Origin of the sequence: Serratia sp. CY33802, assembly GCF_052169095.1 — a bacterium.
Taxonomy (GTDB): Bacteria; Pseudomonadota; Gammaproteobacteria; order Enterobacterales; family Enterobacteriaceae; genus Serratia; species Serratia bockelmannii.
This window is the reverse complement of the sequence record NZ_JBJNLL010000006.1, coordinates 110,544-126,873: the sequence shown is the minus strand read 5'-3', so window position 1 is coordinate 126,873 and position 16,330 is coordinate 110,544. Positions and strand designations below refer to the sequence as shown.

Genomic DNA, 16,330 nt, shown 5'->3' with positions numbered 1-16,330 from the left:
CCCCGGCAAGCCGGGGTTTTTGCTTTTGGTGCGGCAACCGGACTTAATCGTCCAGGAAGCTGCGCAGCACTTCGGAACGGCTCGGGTGACGCAGCTTGCGCAGCGCCTTGGCTTCGATCTGACGAATACGCTCACGGGTAACGTCAAACTGCTTGCCTACCTCTTCCAGCGTGTGGTCGGTGTTCATGTCGATGCCGAAACGCATGCGCAGCACTTTCGCTTCGCGCGCGGTCAGGCCGGCCAGCACGTCGTGGGTGGCGGAGCGCAGGCTTTCCGAGGTCGCGGAATCCAGCGGCAGCTCGAGGGTGGTATCCTCGATGAAGTCGCCCAGATGCGAATCTTCGTCGTCGCCGATCGGCGTTTCCATCGAGATTGGCTCTTTGGCGATCTTCAGCACCTTGCGGATCTTGTCTTCCGGCATCAGCATGCGCTCGGCCAGCTCTTCCGGCGTCGGCTCGCGGCCCATCTCTTGCAGCATCTGGCGCGAAATACGGTTGAGCTTGTTGATGGTCTCAATCATATGCACCGGAATACGGATGGTGCGCGCCTGATCGGCGATGGAGCGGGTGATAGCCTGACGGATCCACCAGGTGGCGTACGTCGAGAACTTGTAGCCGCGGCGATATTCGAACTTGTCTACCGCTTTCATCAGGCCGATGTTGCCTTCCTGGATCAGATCCAGGAACTGCAGGCCGCGGTTAGTGTATTTCTTGGCGATGGAAATAACCAGACGCAGGTTGGCCTCAACCATCTCTTTCTTCGCGCGGCGGGCTTTCGCTTCACCGATCGACATGCGACGGTTGATGTCTTTGACCTGCTCGATGGTCAGGCCGGTTTCTTCTTCGATCTGACGCAGTTTCTGCAGGCTGCGCTGCACGTCTTCGGCAACGTCTTTCAGCTTTTCCGACCATGGCTTGGCCATCGCCACTGCGGCTTCGAACCAGGAATCGCTGGTTTCGTTGCCGGCGAACAGGGTGACGAAGTTTTTCTTCGGCATTTTGCACTGTTCAACGCACAGCTTCATGATGATGCGTTCCTGGGTGCGAACGCGGTCCATCATAGTGCGCATGCTGTTGACCAGGAAGTCGAACTGTTTCGGCACCAGGCGGAACTGCTTGAACACTTCAGACAGCTTCAGGATCTCGTCCGCTGCGCTGGCGTGGCTGCGGCCGTTCTTTTTGATCACCAGACGCGTCGCTTCATACTGATCGCGCAGCTCGGCGAACTTCTGACGCGCCAGCTCAGGATCGATGCTGTTGTCGTCTTCGGTGTCGTCGTCTTCGGCGTCCTCATCTTCTTCGTCGTCGTCTTGCTCTTCGCTCGACAGTTCAGAACCGATGTGGGTCGCGGTAGGGGCGATGTCCTCTTCCGCGTTAGGATCGACGAAGCCGGTGATCAGATCGGACAGGCGCGCTTCGCCCGCTTCGACGCGATCGTACTGCTCAAGCAGGTAGGTGATGGCTTCCGGGTATTCGGCAACCGAGCACTGCACCTGGTTGATGCCGTCTTCGATGCGCTTGGCGATGTCGATTTCGCCTTCGCGCGTCAGCAGTTCGACGGTACCCATTTCGCGCATGTACATGCGCACCGGGTCGGTGGTGCGGCCGATTTCGGATTCCACGCTGGACAGAACCTGTGCGGCGGCTTCTTCCGCATCTTCGTCCGTGCTGTTCGAGTTTTCGGCGAGCAGCAGGTCATCGGCGTCCGGTGCTTCTTCCATCACCTGGATGCCCATGTCGTTAATCATCTGGATGATGTCTTCGATCTGATCGGAGTCGACGATATCTTCCGGCAGATGGTCATTGACCTCAGCATAGGTCAGATAGCCTTGCTCCTTACCACGGGTGACAAGTAGCTTCAGCTGTGACTGCGGGTTTTGCTCCATAAGACGGTATCCACACTTCAGAGTATTTAGGTTGGTGTCGGTCGGCGAAACCGCCAACAATAGCATTTGGGGCGTTTTCGTTATCGCCGCGGCCCACTATGGCGGCACTGTGCAGGGCTCTGCCCTCGCAATTATCGGCACTTAAGCCGTTTGGTATTCAGTTTTTCTTCGCTAAAACCTGGTTGAGAGAACGGACTTCCTCACGTTCCTCCGGGCTCAGGCCGCGCGTTCTGGCCTGGGCGATCAGCGTTTCCAGCCGTTGCTCGAGCACCGAGTCGTACAGGCTGGCCAACGTATCCAAAAAGGTCTGTTCGACCATGTCCTCAACGATCATATGGTTCCATGTCGCCAAGGTTTCAAGCTGCTGGCTGAATTTGTTGTCGCGATACAGCTCCAGCAATTGCCCGGTTGTCAGGCCCGGCTGCGCCAAACAGGTCTGCACCAGTTCGACGAACAGCGGCAATCCCGCCTGTTTGGTCTGCTCCAACCCTTCCAGCGAAGGGATAAGTGTAGCCAACTGCGGATTTTGCACCAGTAACCCTATCAGTATACGCATGGTTGTGCGTTTTAGCTGGGGCGCCTGATAAGGATTCGCATTTTCCGCCTGCTTGGGCATCAGCTTGTCGAGCTGGCTGTCGTCCAGCAGCCCCAGCTTGTTGCCGAGCTCCTGACGCAGGTACAAGCGCAACGTTTCGCCCGGCACCTGAGTAATCAGCGGCAGCGCCAGCGTGCTCAGCTTGGCGCGCCCGTCCGGGCTGCTCAAATCCACCTGCGGCAGCAGGCTTTCGAACAGGAAAGTGGACAGCGGCTGCGCCTGCTCCATTCGCTGTTCGAAGGCTTCTTTGCCTTCTTTGCGCACCAGGGTGTCCGGGTCTTCACCGTCGGGCAAAAACATGAACCGCAGCTGGCGCCCATCGTTCAGGTACGGCAGCGCGGTTTCCAGCGCCCGCCAGGCCGCTTCGCGGCCGGCGCGGTCGCCGTCGTAGCAGCAAACGACGTTGTCGGTAGCGCGGAACAGCAGCTGAATGTGTTCAGCCGTCGTCGAGGTCCCGAGCGAGGCGACGGCATAATCGATGCCGAATTGCGCCAACGCCACCACGTCCATATACCCTTCCACCACCAGCAGCCGCTGCAGGGTAGGGTGGTTCTGCTGTGCTTCATACAGGCCGTACAGCTGGCGGCCCTTATGGAAAACTTCGGTTTCCGGCGAGTTCAGGTACTTCGGCATACCGTCGCCCAGCACGCGGCCGCCGAAGGCGATCACGCGCCCGCGCTTGTCGCGGATGGGGAACATCACCCGTTCGCGGAAACGGTCGTACGAACGCCCCTGATCGTTAGTCACCAGCATGCCGGCATCGTTCAATGCGCGGCGCGAGTCGGCATCGCGGCCGAAACGCTTCAGGGCGTTGTCCCATCCCGCCGGCGCGAAGCCGATGGCGAAATGGCGAATAACGTCGTCACTTAATCCGCGCTGCTGCAAATAGCTGCGCGCCGGTGCCCCGGAGGACTGCTGCAGTGACTGTTGATAGAACGCGCTGAGCTGCTCCATCAGTTGGTACAGGCTCTGGCGCTGATGGCGTTCGATCTGGGTCGGCCCGGTGCCCGCTTCGTAAGGCACTTCCAGCCCGTGCATGGTCGCCAGCTCTTCGATGGTTTCGACAAACTCGAGTCGGTCGTAATTCATCAAAAAGTCGACGGCGTTGCCGTGCGCACCACACCCAAAACAGTGATAAAACTGCTTTTCGCCATTAACGGTAAAGGAAGGCGTCTTTTCGTGGTGGAACGGACAGCACGCGTGGTAGTTCTTGCCTTGCTTCTTGAGCTTCACGCGGGCGTCGATCAAATCGACGATGTCGGTGCGAGCCAGCAAGTCATTGATAAATACGCGCGGAATTCGTCCAGCCATAAGCCCTTACTTCATTAGCCTATAAACGAGAACAAGCCGCGCATTCCTTTCGGAAAGCACGGCCTTCGTATGCAACTACTCGGTCTGCGCGATTTTGAAAATCAGAAATTCACGCGGTGGGGTTGCCCCCGAAGAATTAATACAGACGAGTGCGGCGTGCGTTTTCGCGAGCCAGTTTCTTCGCGTGACGTTTCACAGCAGAAGCTTTAGCGCGTTTACGTTCGGTAGTTGGTTTTTCATAAAACTCACGACGACGAACTTCAGCTAAAACACCCGCTTTTTCGCAAGAGCGTTTGAAACGACGCAGAGCAACGTCAAATGGCTCGTTTTCACGTACTTTAATTACCGGCATGTGCCTCTCACCTCAATAAAATTCGGTTTGCTGCTGGCCAAGCGCCAGCCTTTTCAAAATGGTGCGGAATTTTACTCCAATGGATGCTGCTTTGTAAAGCATCACAGCAAATTGAAACCCGCGTCGCTCTGCCGCAACGTGCGCAATTTTGCACCGGGCGCTGATTATAGACTAATCAGAAAAAAATGCTCGTATTTAATCGCTCGGGCATTTTCTGGATGAATCATCGACATAGGCGCAAGCCGGTGACAAGATGCGCCGCATCGGCGGTAAATGCGGCGGAATGTGGTAGACTGGCGGCCGCACGTGAATGATGGGAAATGTAATGCGAGTACTGGGTATAGAAACGTCCTGCGATGAGACCGGAATTGCAGTGTATGACGATCAAACCGGTTTGTTGGCCAACCAATTATACAGCCAGGTGAAGCTGCACGCCGACTACGGCGGCGTGGTGCCGGAACTGGCCTCCCGCGATCACGTGCGCAAAACCGTGCCGCTGATTCAGGCGGCGCTGAAAGAGGCCAACCTGACTCCGGCCGATATCGACGGCGTGGCTTATACCGCCGGGCCGGGCCTGGTAGGCGCGCTGCTGGTCGGCGCTACCGTCGGGCGTGCGCTGGCGTTCGCCTGGAACGTGCCGGCGGTGCCGGTACACCACATGGAAGGCCACTTGCTGGCGCCGATGCTGGAAGATAACCCGCCGGCGTTCCCGTTCGTCGCGCTGCTGGTCTCCGGTGGCCACACTCAGCTGATCAGCGTCACCGGCATCGGTGAGTATGCACTGCTGGGCGAGTCGATCGACGATGCCGCCGGCGAAGCGTTCGACAAAACCGCCAAGCTGCTCGGCCTGGATTATCCCGGCGGGCCGATGCTGTCGAAGATGGCGCAGCAGGGCACGGCGGGGCGTTTCACCTTCCCGCGGCCGATGACCGATCGTCCGGGGCTGGACTTCAGCTTCTCCGGGCTGAAAACCTTCGCCGCCAACACCATTCGCTCCAACGGCAACGACGATCAGACGCGTGCCGACATCGCCCGCGCCTTCGAGGATGCGGTGGTGGATACGCTGGCGATCAAATGCAAACGTGCCCTCGAGCAAACCGGCTTCAAACGCCTGGTGATGGCCGGCGGCGTGAGCGCCAACCGCACATTGCGCGCCAAGCTGGCGGAGATGATGCACAAGCGCGGTGGGGAAGTATTCTATGCCCGCCCGGAATTTTGCACCGACAACGGCGCGATGATCGCCTATGCCGGCATGGTGCGCCTGAAGAGCGGCGCCAGCCCGGAGCTGAGCGTTTCGGTGCGGCCGCGCTGGCCGCTGGCGGAACTGCCTGCGGTATAAAGCAAAGGGCCGGATAATCCGGCCCTTCTGTTATTCGTCTTTCGGCCGATCGCCGTTATCCGCGTCGTTTTTCTTCTTGCGGAACTTGCCCCAAATCTTGCCTTCCTGGCCGCGCCACAGGCGCTGAATATTGTCGTGATGCCGCATCAGGATCAGGCAGGAGAGCATCGCTACCGGGAAGGTGAACTGCGGTTTGAACCACCAGACGTAGAACGGGGCGATCAGCGCGCTGACGATGGCGCCGAGCGAAGAGTAGCCGCTGAGCAGCACCGTCAGCAGCCAGGTGCCGGTCATCAGGCCGGTCAGATCCCAGCCGATAGGCGCGATGGCGCCAAACGCCGTCGCCACACCCTTACCGCCGCGGAAGTGGAAGAACACCGGATAGATGTGCCCCAGGCAGGCGGCGATCGCCGTCAGGCCGAGGTACAGCGGTGGTACATCGAGTTTGTAGGCCAGCCAGACCGGCAACATCCCTTTCAGAATATCGAACACCAGCACCGCCGCTGCCGCCAGCCGGCCGCCGATGCGCAGGACGTTGGTCGCCCCGGGATTTCCTGAGCCATGCTCACGCGGGTCCGGCAGCCTGGCGATCCGGCAAACCAGGATCGCGCTCGAAATCGAGCCGCACAGATACGCGAAGATAATCATGCCAAGCGCGGTAGCACTCATAACGCGGTTCCGTTTAATAATGGTCGTTTTACTCGCAACATCTATGGATAATACGCACATTCCGCTGGAAGTGGTATCCGGCAAGGCCAAAAACAGAGAATGACGTGATGGATATCGTATTTATTGAAGAGCTTACCGTAATTACCACCATTGGCGTTTATGAGTGGGAACAGGGCATTCGTCAGAAGCTGGTGTTCGATATCGAAATGGGCTGGGATAACCGGCCGGCCGCCGCCAGCGACGACGTAACTGACTGTCTGAGCTATGCCGACGTCAGCGATGCCGTGATCCAACACGTGGAGTCGAACCGCTTCGCCCTGGTGGAACGCGTGGCGGAGGAAATATCTGAAATTTTGCTTCAGCGCTTCAATTCCCCGTGGGTCCGTATTAAGGTCAGCAAACCGGGCGCTGTAGCACATGCCAATCGGGTCGGCGTGATCATTGAGCGCGGCACTCGTCCCGCATGATTTTATGTCATCTGCTTGCAACGAAAGACCGTTAAGCTGGTCTTAATCCTGAGAATTGTTTTAGCGGCATTGTCTTTAAGCACTGCCGCTTTTTTATGTGATAGCCGTTATTTTATAGGGTGAGCGAAGCACATGGCTGACATGCATTCACTGTTTATTGCGTTTGTTCTTGGGGTTGTCGAGGGGTTAACCGAATTTCTGCCGGTGTCTTCCACCGGGCATATGATTATCGTTGGCGAGTGGCTGGGCTTTACCGGCGACAAAGCCAAAACCTTTGAAGTCATCATCCAGCTGGGGTCGATCCTGGCCGTCGTCGTGATGTTCTGGCGCAGGTTGTTCGGCCTGATCGGCATCCATTTCGGCGGCAAGCCGGTGGAGCACGAGGGTAAAACCAGCGGTCAGCTGAAGCTGGGGCACATCCTGCTGGCGATGATCCCGGCGGTGGTGCTGGGCCTGGCCTTCCATGATTTCATCAAGTCGCTGTTCGCGCCGAAAAACGTGATGTATGCGTTGGTGGTCGGCGGTCTGCTGCTGCTGGCGGCGGAATGGCTGAAGCCGAAGAAACCGAGCGCGGAAGGGCTGGATGACATCACCTACCGCCAGGCGTTCATGATCGGCTGCTTCCAGTGCCTGGCGCTGTGGCCGGGCTTCTCCCGTTCGGGTTCCACTATCGCCGGCGGTATGCTGGTGGGCGTGAACCGCTATGCGGCGTCCGAGTTCTCCTTCATTTTGGCGGTGCCGATGATGATTGGTGCCAGCGGCCTGGATCTGTACAAGAGCCTGCACTTCCTGACCTGGGGCGATCTGCCGATGTTTGCCGTCGGCTTCGTTACTGCCTTCGTGGTGGCGCTGATTGCGATCAAGACCTTCCTGTCGCTGATCAAACGCATCTCGTTCGTGCCGTTCGCCATCTACCGCTTTATCGTGGCGGCCGTGGTTTACATGGTGTTCCTGTAAGCCCGATACCAAGAAAAAACCCCGCTCTGCGGGGTTTTTTTATGCCTGATCGTTGATAATCGTTTGGGTGAGCTTCCACTCGGCCAGCGCCTGCTGGCGGCGGCGTTTGAGCTCGTCGCGGATCGCGGTGCCCTGCAGCCCGCTGGCTACCACCTCTTTAATCGATACCGCGCTCGCCACCTGATACGCCTGGCGCAGATAGTCGCCCTGCGGATAGGGATTCTTCTCAAAGCCGGTGCGTCCGCGCGCGTCCGCTTCGCTGGTCAGGATCATCTGCTCCAGCCTCTGGGGCTTGCGCCAGACGTCGATGGCGTCGAACAGCTTCAATAGGGTCTCCGGCCGCAGCTTGTTCACGGTGTGGATCAGATCATGGTACTCGGCCACCAGCTTGCTCAGATCGCGCACCGGGTTAGGCACCCGCAGCCGCTGGCACAGCGCCTCGACCAGCCGTACGCCCGCCGGGCCGTGGCCGTGGTGATGCGGCCAGAACTCTTTTGGCGTCAACCCTTTGCCGAGGTCATGGCACAGGGTGGCGAAGCGCACGTCCACCTCCGGCGTGAGGCGGGCGGCGATCGCCAACGCCATCAGCGTGTGCACGCCGGTGTCGATCTCCGGGTGCCACTTGGCGGGAGCCGGCACGCCGAACAGCGCGTCGATTTCCGGGAACAGCACCGCCAGCGCATCGCAGTCGCGCAGCACCTGAAAATAGACCTGCGGGCTCTGGCTTTGCAGCGCCTTTTCCGTTTCTTTCCAGACGCGTTCGGCGGTCAGCGCGGCCAGTTCACCGCTGTGCGCCATCCGGCGCATCAGGGCCAGCGTTTCGTCGGCGATGCGAAAACCCAGATGGGCGAAGCGGGCGGTGAAGCGCGCCACGCGCAGTACGCGCAGCGGATCTTCGCCGAAGGCGTCGGAAACGTGGCGCAGCACGCGCGCCTGCAGATCGGCCACGCCGCCGTAAGGATCAATCAGCTCCCCCTCGGCGGAACGGGCGATGGCGTTGATGGTCAGATCGCGCCGCAGCAGATCCTCCTCCAGCGTGACGTCCGGCGCGGCATAGCAGGTAAAACCGGTGTACCCCTGGCCGGATTTGCGCTCGGTGCGCGCCAGCGCGTACTCCTCGTGGGTGTCGGGATTGAGGAATACCGGAAAATCTTTGCCGACCTGCTGGTAGCCCAATGCCAGCAGGTCGGCCGGCGTGGCGCCCACCACCACCCAATCATGATCGACCACCGGAATGTCGAGCAGGCTGTCGCGAACGGCGCCGCCGACCAGATAAATCTGCACTGTTGACTCCTGAATATCGTGTAAGGCTCTGTCTATCAGATTACATGAATTGGCCGCGGGATGTCGGCGCCAATGAAAAGGGCGCCCGCAGGCGCCCATACTCAAACTGAACGATACTGAGATCAGTTCATCCAGCGATTGTTGTTCTTGCGGCGCGGGATCAGGTGCGGCAACAGCAGGCCCAGCAGCAAGCCGACGCCGGCGACGCCGCCGCCGTACATGAACCACTGCAGAATAATGGTGCGCTGCTTGTCGTCGAGCTGCAGGTTAACGGCGTTAACCTTCTTCTGCGCGACCACCAGCTGGTTTTTCAGATCCTGGTTTTCCTTCTGCAGGCTGCTGATGGTGCTGTCGCTGCCCGCGACTTTTTCCTGCATTTCCGCCGTGCGCTGGTTCCAGGTGTTATCGATGTTGGCCAGCTTGTCGGTCAGGGTTTTCACCTGCTGTTCCAGCTCGGGCACGCGGGTGCGCAGGCTTGGTGTCTGGCTGAGCTGATCGAGCGGGATCCAGGTGGTGCGGCCTTTGGGATCGCGGATCTGGCCGTAATTGGTGCTGTCGTTGACGCTCAGCAGGGTCACTTCTTCACCGGCGTTCAGAGTGCCGACAATACGGTACTGATTACCTGGGCCGCTATGGACATAAGTGCTTAACTCATCGGAGATATAGCGTTTATCTTCGGCATGTGCGGCCCAAGTGATGCTGAAGCTCAGCGCGGCAAGGAAAATCAGGCGTAATTTCTGCATTAGTTCATCGTTTCTGGGTGAATTTATGGAACGATAGTAGAGGGTTCAGTCTGACGACGCAACGCCAAAACCGGAATGAGAACTATCTTACTGTGGCTGATTCTGTGAGTTGCGCAGCGTTTTATAACGTAACAGGTTTTTTCTACAGTTAGCAGGGTTAAGGCGCCGGGAATCGCGGTAAGATAACGGCAACTGTGCGTCAGTGGGCAGCATACGGCGGGCCGAGCGCGCCGCGCTGAAACCGACGCGAATGCGTAACTTATTGGTGTTAAAGAATTATGACCGTTGAAATTGAACTGAAATTCATCGCCGCGCCGCAAGCGGTGGCCGCTCTGCCACACTGGCTCGCCGCCTGGCCGCATCAGCATTCCGCGCCGCAAAAGCTGACCAACATTTACTTCGAAACGGCCGACAACTTCCTGCGCCGTCACGACATGGGGCTGCGCATTCGCGGTTTCGACGATCGCTATGAGATGACCATCAAAACCGCCGGTAAAGTGGTGGCCGGCCTGCACCAGCGCCCGGAATACAATGTCGCCATCGCCGAACCGCAGCTGGCGCTGGCGCAGTTTCCTGCCGACATCTGGCCGCAGGATTGCGATATCGCGGCGCTGCAGCAGGCGTTGCAACCGCTGTTCCGTACCGATTTTGTGCGTGAGAAGTGGGTGGTTACTTACGGCCAAAGTGAGATAGAGATTGGCCTGGATCAGGGTGAGGTGCGCGCCGGTGATCTCAGCGAAGCCCTGAGCGAGATAGAACTGGAGTTGCTGAAAGGCAACACCGCCGATCTGCTGGCATTGGCCGGTGAGCTGGCGGCGCACGATGGGCTGCGTCAGGGCAGCCTGAGCAAGGCGGCGCGTGGTTACCACCTGGCGCAGGGCAATCCGCCGCGCGAGGTGCGCTCGCTGCAGGTGCTGAAGCCGGCGGCGAAGGCGACCGTGGAGCAGGGGATGATCGCCGCCTTCGAACTGGCGCTGAACCACTGGCAGTACCATGAAGAGCTGTGGCTGCGCGGCGACGCGCAGGCGCGCGGGGCGGTCATCGAAGCGGTCGGCACGATCCGCCAGGCTCTGGTGATCTTCGGCGGCCTGGTGCCGCGCAAGGCCAGCGCCGATCTGCGCGCCCGTCTGACCGAACTCGAACCATTGTTGGCGGATAAAGCCGCGCAACCAGAGACCCTGTGCTACAGCACAGCTTACCTGCAATGTAAGTTGGCGCTCACATCATGGCTGGTGAGCGGCGCCTGGAGGCCGTTTATCGATGCCAAAGGGCAGACCAAGCTGGACGGTTCTTTCAAACGCTTTAGCGACATCATGCTGGGGCGCAGCGGCGCGGAGCTGAAAGAAGCCTTCAGCCGTACCCTGAACGAAGATGAATATCAGGAACAATTGCCGCGCCTGACGCGTCAGATTTCGGCGCTGATCCTGCTGTCGGGCGCTTACCCCGACGAGCAGACCGGGCCTTATATCGACGCCTGGCGCGAGTTGCAGGCGGCGCTGAGCGAGCGCCGCCAGGGCTGGTATGAAGCCAGCCGCAAACAGGCCTTATCGCATGCGCCATTCTGGTTAAACGGCGCGCTTCGTTAATCCAGTCGGCCCGCCAGCCGTGGGCCGCAGAACGGGTCATACACTATGTCGCCACTTTCAGCCGCGTTACAGGCTCAGGCACAGCAGGTTGTGCAGCGTTTTCAGGAAGTTCACGGCGCGGACAGCGCCTTTAGCGAGCAGGAGCAGTGGGTGCTGGCGTCGAGCGACTTCGTCAGCGACGCGCTGCTCGCCCAGCCGGCCTGGCTCGCGACGCTGCGCGAGCAGCCGCCGGCGCCCGGCGAGTGGCAACACTATGCCGCCTGGCTGCAGGACGAGCTGGAAGAGGTGCGTGACGAAGCGCAGCTGATGCGCACGCTGCGCCTGTTTCGCCGCGAGACGCTGGTGCGTATCGCCTGGGCGCAGGCGCAGGGGCTGTGTTCGACCGAAGAAACGCTGCTGCAGCTGAGCGGGCTGGCGGAGACGCTGATCGTCAGCGCCCGCGACTGGCTGTACCAAACCTGCTGCCGCGAGTGGGGCACGCCGTGCAACGCCGCCGGCGAACCGCAGCCGCTGCTGATCCTCGGCATGGGCAAGCTGGGCGGCGGCGAACTGAACTTCTCGTCGGACATCGATCTGATCTTCGCCTACCCGGAAAACGGCCAGACCCAGGGCGGAAGGCGCGAGTTGGACAATGCCCAGTTCTTCACCCGCCTCGGCCAGCGGCTGATCAAGGCGCTGGATCAACAGACCATCGACGGCTTCGTCTATCGCGTCGACATGCGGCTGCGACCGTTCGGCGACAGCGGCCCGTTGGTGATGAGCTTCGCGGCGCTGGAAGATTATTATCAGGAGCAGGGGCGCGACTGGGAGCGCTATGCGATGGTGAAGGCGCGCCTGATGGGCGGGGCGGAAGACGCCTACAGCCAGGAGCTGCGCAAAACCCTGCGGCCGTTCGTGTTCCGCCGCTATATCGATTTCAGCGTCATCCAGTCGCTGCGCAACATGAAGGGCATGATCGCCCGTGAAGTACGGCGTCGCGGCCTGAAGGACAACATCAAGCTGGGCGCCGGCGGCATTCGCGAAATCGAATTCATTACTCAGGTATTCCAGCTGATCCGCGGCGGCCGCGAGCCGGCGCTGCAGGGGCGTTCGCTGCTGCCGACGCTGCAGGCGGTGGGTGAGCTGGGGCTGCTGGAGGCCGAGCAGGTACGGGCGCTGAGCGCCGCCTACCTGTTCCTGCGGCGGTTGGAGAACTTGCTGCAGGCGATCGGCGATCAGCAAACCCAGACGCTGCCGCAGGAGGCACTCGATCAGGCGCGGTTGGCCTACGGTATGGGATTGGCGGATTGGCCGGCGCTGATGGCGGCGCTGGACGCGCACATGCAGGCGGTGCGCGCGGTGTTCGACGACCTGATCGGCGACGATAGCCCGGATGTCGGCGAAGATCCCGATTACCAGCACTACCACAGCCTGTGGCAGGACGCGCTGGAGGAGAACGAGCTGGCGCCGCTGACGCCACACCTCGATGAAGAAGGCCGTCGACAGATGCTGCGCACCATCGCCGATTTCCGCCACGACGTCGACAAGCGCACCATTGGCCCGCGCGGCCGCGACGTGCTCGATCAACTGATGCCGCGCCTGCTGGCGGAGGTGTGCCCGCGCCAGGACGCGCCGACCGCGCTGGTGCGGCTGGCGCAGCTGCTGCTCAGCATCGTCACCCGCACCACCTACCTCGAATTGTTGGTGGAGTACCACGCGGCGCTCAGCCATCTGATCCGCCTGTGCGCCGCGTCGCCGATGGTTGCCAACCAGCTGTCGCGTTACCCGCTGTTGCTGGACGAACTGCTGGATCCGGCCACGCTGTATCAGCCGGTGGCGCTGGACGCCTACCGCAGCGAGCTGCGCCAGTATCTGCTGCGGGTGCCGGAAGACGACGAAGAGCAAAAGCTGGAGGCGCTGCGCCAGTTCAAGCAGGCGCAGCAGCTGCGCATCGCCGCTGCGGATATCGCCGGCGCGCTGCCGGTGATGAAAGTGAGCGACCATCTGACTTATTTGGCGGAGGCGATCATCGACGCGGTGGTGCAACAGGCCTGGAGCGACATGGTGGCGCGTTACGGCCAGCCGACCCATCTGCAGGAACGCGAAGGGCGCGGCTTTGCGGTGATCGGTTACGGCAAGCTGGGCGGTTGGGAGCTGGGGTACAGTTCCGACCTCGATCTGGTGTTCCTGTTGGATTGCCCGCCGGAAGTGATGACCGACGGCGATCGCTGCATCGACGGCCGTCAGTTCTACCTGCGGCTGGCGCAGCGGGTGATGCATCTGTTCAGCACTCGCACCTCCTCCGGCATTCTGTATGAGGTTGACGCGCGTCTGCGGCCTTCCGGCGCGGCGGGGATGCTGGTCAGCACCGTCGAGGCGTTCGCCGACTACCAGCAAAACGAAGCCTGGACCTGGGAGCATCAGGCCCTGGTGCGCGCGCGCATCGTGCACGGCGACCCGGCGCTGCATCAGCAGTTCGACGCAATCCGGCGCGAGATCCTGTGCAAAACGCGCGATGCGCAGACCCTGAAGCGCGAAGTCCGCGAGATGCGCGAAAAGATGCGCAACCATCTCGGCAGCAAGCAGCGCGATCTGTTTGATATCAAAACCGATGAGGGCGGCATTACCGACATCGAATTTATCGCCCAATATCTGGTCTTACGCTATGCGCCGGGTGAACCGCGGCTGACGCGTTGGTCGGACAACGTGCGCATCTTCGAGCTGATGGCCAATTACGACATCATGCCGGAAGAGGAAGCGCGCGCGCTGACCCAGGCCTATGTCACCATGCGCGACGAGATCCACCACCTGGCGCTGCAGGAGCATTCCGGCAAGGTCGGCAGCGGGCTGTTTGCCGCCGAGCGCGAACAGGTACGCGCCAGCTGGGCCAAATGGCTGGATTAATACCTTTTTGCGGGTATTCCGGCGGTCTGTGGTAATATCTGCGCCACAAAAATTTTGTTCTTTTTTGGAGTTATCGGATGAAAGTTACGCTGCCTGATTTTCGCCGCGCCGGTGTGCTGGTGGTCGGTGACGTCATGTTGGATCGCTATTGGTATGGGCCGACCAGCCGCATTTCACCGGAAGCCCCGGTGCCGGTGGTCAAGGTCGATACCATCGAAGAGCGTCCCGGCGGCGCGGCTAACGTGGCGATGAACATCGCTTCGCTGGGCGCCACTTCCCGTCTGGTGGGCCTGACCGGCATCGACGATGCGGCGCGGGCGCTGAGCGCCAAGCTGAATGAAGTCAACGTGCGCTGCGACTTCGTCTCGGTGCCGACCCATCCGACCATCACCAAGCTGCGCGTGCTGTCCCGCAACCAGCAACTGATCCGTCTCGACTTCGAAGAAGGCTTCTCCAACGTTGATCCACAGCCGATGCTGGAGCGTATTCAGCAGGCGCTGCCGCAGATCGGCGCGCTGGTGCTGTCCGATTACGCCAAGGGCGCGCTCAGCCAGGTGCAGGGCATGATCCAACTGGCGCGCGCCGCCAAGGTGCCGGTGCTGATCGATCCGAAAGGATCTGATTTCGAGCGCTATCGCGGCGCGACGCTGCTGACGCCGAACCTGTCCGAGTTCGAAGCGGTGGTGGGCCACTGCAAGGATGAAGCGGAACTGGTGGAACGCGGTATGAAGCTGGTGGCGGATTTCGAGCTGTCGGCGCTGCTGGTTACCCGTTCAGAACACGGCATGACGCTGTTGCAGCCGGGCGTTGAACCGCTGCACTTGCCGACCCAGGCACAGGAAGTGTTTGATGTGACCGGCGCCGGCGACACCGTGATCGGCGTGCTGGCCGCCTCGCTGGCCGCCGGTAACTCGCTGGAAGAGTCCTGTTTCCTGGCCAACGCCGCCGCCGGCGTGGTGGTGGGCAAGCTCGGTACCTCCACCGTGTCGCCGATCGAGCTGGAAAACGCGGTGCGCGGCCGCGCCGAGACCGGTTTTGGCGTGATGACCGAAGCGCAGTTGAAGCATGCCGTCGCGCAGGCGCGTCAGCGCGGCGAAAAAGTGGTGATGACCAACGGCATCTTCGACATTTTGCATGCCGGCCACGTCTCTTATCTGGCCAACGCCCGCAAGCTGGGCGATCGCCTGATCGTGGCGGTGAACAGCGATGCGTCGACCAAGCGCCTGAAAGGGGAAACACGCCCGGTCAACGCGCTGGAGAACCGCATGATTGTACTGGGCGCGCTGGAAGCGGTGGATTGGGTGGTGCCGTTCGAAGAGGACACGCCGCAGCGCTTGATCGCCGACATTCTGCCGGATCTGCTGGTGAAAGGCGGCGATTACAAACCGGAAGAGATTGCCGGCAGTGCGGAAGTGTGGGCCAACGGCGGCGATGTCAAAGTGTTGAACTTTGAAGACGGCCTGTCGACCACCAACATCATCAAAGCGATTAAAGACGGGCGCGGCTAACGCCGGGTAATCTAAAGAACAAGGGCGCGCGGTTCATACAGGTGCGCGCCCTTGGCGGGAATTATTCGTCTTCCTGCTTGGCTGCCGGCGCCGCGCTCAGTTTGCTTTCCAGCTCGGCCATGCGCTGTTCCAACAGCGCCAGCTTCTCGCGGGTGCGCAACAGCACCTGAGTCTGCACGTCGAACTCTTCGCGGTTAACCAAATCCAGGCGGGTCAACTGCGATTGCAGCACCTGACGGATTTTTTTCTCAACGTCTTCCCCGAATTCACGAACGCCTTTAGGCATGGACTCATGAACCTGGCGTGCGATTTGTTCGATTTTTTTCGGGTCAATCATGGCGTATCCCTTTCAGAGTTTAATAGCTGCCGCTTAGTGTAATGCGAGTTGCCCGTCGGATAAACCATTAAGCGCATTCGCCGTACGTGGCCGAATTGTGCTTTTGCCAATTGCCCTGCCTACCCATTAGCGTTATAGTCATCTTGCTTATTCTCAGGGCGGGGTGAAAGTCCCCACCGGCGGTAAATCACCTTCTACGGTGAAAGCCCGCGAGCGCTCAGCCAGCCTGTAAAGGCCGGTTAGAGGTCAGCAGATCCGGTGTAATTCCGGGGCCGACGGTTATAGTCCGGATGGGAGAGAGTAACGGTATCTGCCGGGCATGCGCCCGCTTGCGTTATTTTTTTAGCTATTGCTAGCTACTCCTCAAGATCGCCCTGGTTCTGGTAATCCATAATTTTTAATGAGGTTTTTTAC

Annotated in this window: 13 protein-coding genes and 1 riboswitch; of the genes, 6 read left to right on the top strand and 7 right to left on the bottom strand. The window is 60.3% G+C overall.

From position 1 onward, the window contains the following. Positions 1–43 precede the first annotated feature (43 nt). The 3 genes from rpoD to rpsU form a co-directional block, all read right to left on the bottom strand. Positions 44–1,885, bottom strand: coding sequence for an RNA polymerase sigma factor RpoD (gene rpoD / locus ACJ8HA_RS18120; protein ID WP_043142056.1), 1,842 nt, complete (start codon positions 1,883–1,885; stop codon positions 44–46). Positions 1,886–2,042: 157 nt separating this feature from the next. Next, entirely contained in the window at positions 2,043–3,791 is a 1,749-nt protein-coding gene (gene dnaG, locus ACJ8HA_RS18115; protein ID WP_025304325.1) for a DNA primase, read from the bottom strand. A gap of 136 nt (positions 3,792–3,927) precedes the next feature. Beyond that, positions 3,928–4,143: a 30S ribosomal protein S21 gene (gene rpsU, locus ACJ8HA_RS18110; protein ID WP_001144069.1), complete on the bottom strand. Its 216-nt coding sequence runs from the start codon at positions 4,141–4,143 to the stop codon at positions 3,928–3,930. Positions 4,144–4,468: 325 nt separating this feature from the next. On the opposite strand from rpsU, the gene tsaD reads away from it, so the two are divergent. Continuing rightward, complete coding sequence (gene tsaD, locus ACJ8HA_RS18105) at positions 4,469–5,482, top strand: tRNA (adenosine(37)-N6)-threonylcarbamoyltransferase complex transferase subunit TsaD (RefSeq protein WP_442515429.1); 1,014 nt, start codon at positions 4,469–4,471, stop codon at positions 5,480–5,482. 30 nt (positions 5,483–5,512) lie between these two features. On the opposite strand, the gene plsY is transcribed toward tsaD, so the two are convergent. Further along, a complete protein-coding gene (gene plsY, locus ACJ8HA_RS18100) occupies positions 5,513–6,151 on the bottom strand; it encodes a glycerol-3-phosphate 1-O-acyltransferase PlsY (RefSeq protein ID WP_197833753.1) in 639 nt (212 codons plus the stop codon). A gap of 107 nt (positions 6,152–6,258) precedes the next feature. On the opposite strand from plsY, the gene folB reads away from it, so the two are divergent. Together folB and bacA are read left to right on the top strand one after the other, a co-directional pair. Further along, entirely contained in the window at positions 6,259–6,618 is a 360-nt protein-coding gene (gene folB / locus ACJ8HA_RS18095) for a bifunctional dihydroneopterin aldolase/7,8-dihydroneopterin epimerase (RefSeq protein WP_004937203.1), read from the top strand. A gap of 132 nt (positions 6,619–6,750) precedes the next feature. Further along, positions 6,751–7,575: an undecaprenyl-diphosphate phosphatase gene (gene bacA, locus ACJ8HA_RS18090; protein ID WP_004937204.1), complete on the top strand. Its 825-nt coding sequence runs from the start codon at positions 6,751–6,753 to the stop codon at positions 7,573–7,575. A 39-nt stretch (positions 7,576–7,614) separates the two neighbouring features. On the opposite strand, the gene ACJ8HA_RS18085 is transcribed toward bacA, so the two are convergent. Both ACJ8HA_RS18085 and ACJ8HA_RS18080 read right to left on the bottom strand, forming a co-directional pair. Continuing rightward, the gene (locus ACJ8HA_RS18085) at positions 7,615–8,859 is read right to left on the bottom strand and encodes a multifunctional CCA addition/repair protein (RefSeq protein WP_442515428.1); all 1,245 of its coding nucleotides are present in this window, start codon (positions 8,857–8,859) and stop codon (positions 7,615–7,617) included. A gap of 122 nt (positions 8,860–8,981) precedes the next feature. After that, complete coding sequence (locus tag ACJ8HA_RS18080) at positions 8,982–9,602, bottom strand: TIGR04211 family SH3 domain-containing protein (protein ID WP_004937209.1); 621 nt, start codon at positions 9,600–9,602, stop codon at positions 8,982–8,984. Between the two features lie 278 nt (positions 9,603–9,880). Between ACJ8HA_RS18080 and ACJ8HA_RS18075 the strand changes: the two genes are divergently transcribed. From ACJ8HA_RS18075 to hldE, 3 genes are all read left to right on the top strand, one after another. Further along, on the top strand, positions 9,881–11,188 hold the full coding sequence (locus ACJ8HA_RS18075) for a CYTH domain-containing protein (RefSeq protein ID WP_025304321.1): 1,308 nt from the start codon (positions 9,881–9,883) through the stop codon (positions 11,186–11,188). A 45-nt stretch (positions 11,189–11,233) separates the two neighbouring features. Continuing rightward, positions 11,234–14,071 carry a bifunctional [glutamate--ammonia ligase]-adenylyl-L-tyrosine phosphorylase/[glutamate--ammonia-ligase] adenylyltransferase gene (gene glnE / locus ACJ8HA_RS18070; RefSeq protein WP_049208361.1) on the top strand — a complete coding sequence of 946 codons (2,838 nt, stop codon included), beginning with the start codon at positions 11,234–11,236 and terminating at the stop codon, positions 14,069–14,071. A 77-nt stretch (positions 14,072–14,148) separates the two neighbouring features. Continuing rightward, a complete protein-coding gene (gene hldE / locus ACJ8HA_RS18065) occupies positions 14,149–15,579 on the top strand; it encodes a bifunctional D-glycero-beta-D-manno-heptose-7-phosphate kinase/D-glycero-beta-D-manno-heptose 1-phosphate adenylyltransferase HldE (protein WP_019453075.1) in 1,431 nt (476 codons plus the stop codon). A gap of 61 nt (positions 15,580–15,640) precedes the next feature. Here hldE and ubiK read toward each other — a convergent pair whose 3' ends face one another. Next, complete coding sequence (ubiK, locus tag ACJ8HA_RS18060; protein WP_004937216.1) at positions 15,641–15,916, bottom strand: ubiquinone biosynthesis accessory factor UbiK; 276 nt, start codon at positions 15,914–15,916, stop codon at positions 15,641–15,643. 145 nt (positions 15,917–16,061) lie between these two features. Then, positions 16,062–16,222: riboswitch (FMN riboswitch) on the top strand. Positions 16,223–16,330: the final 108 nt, after the last annotated feature.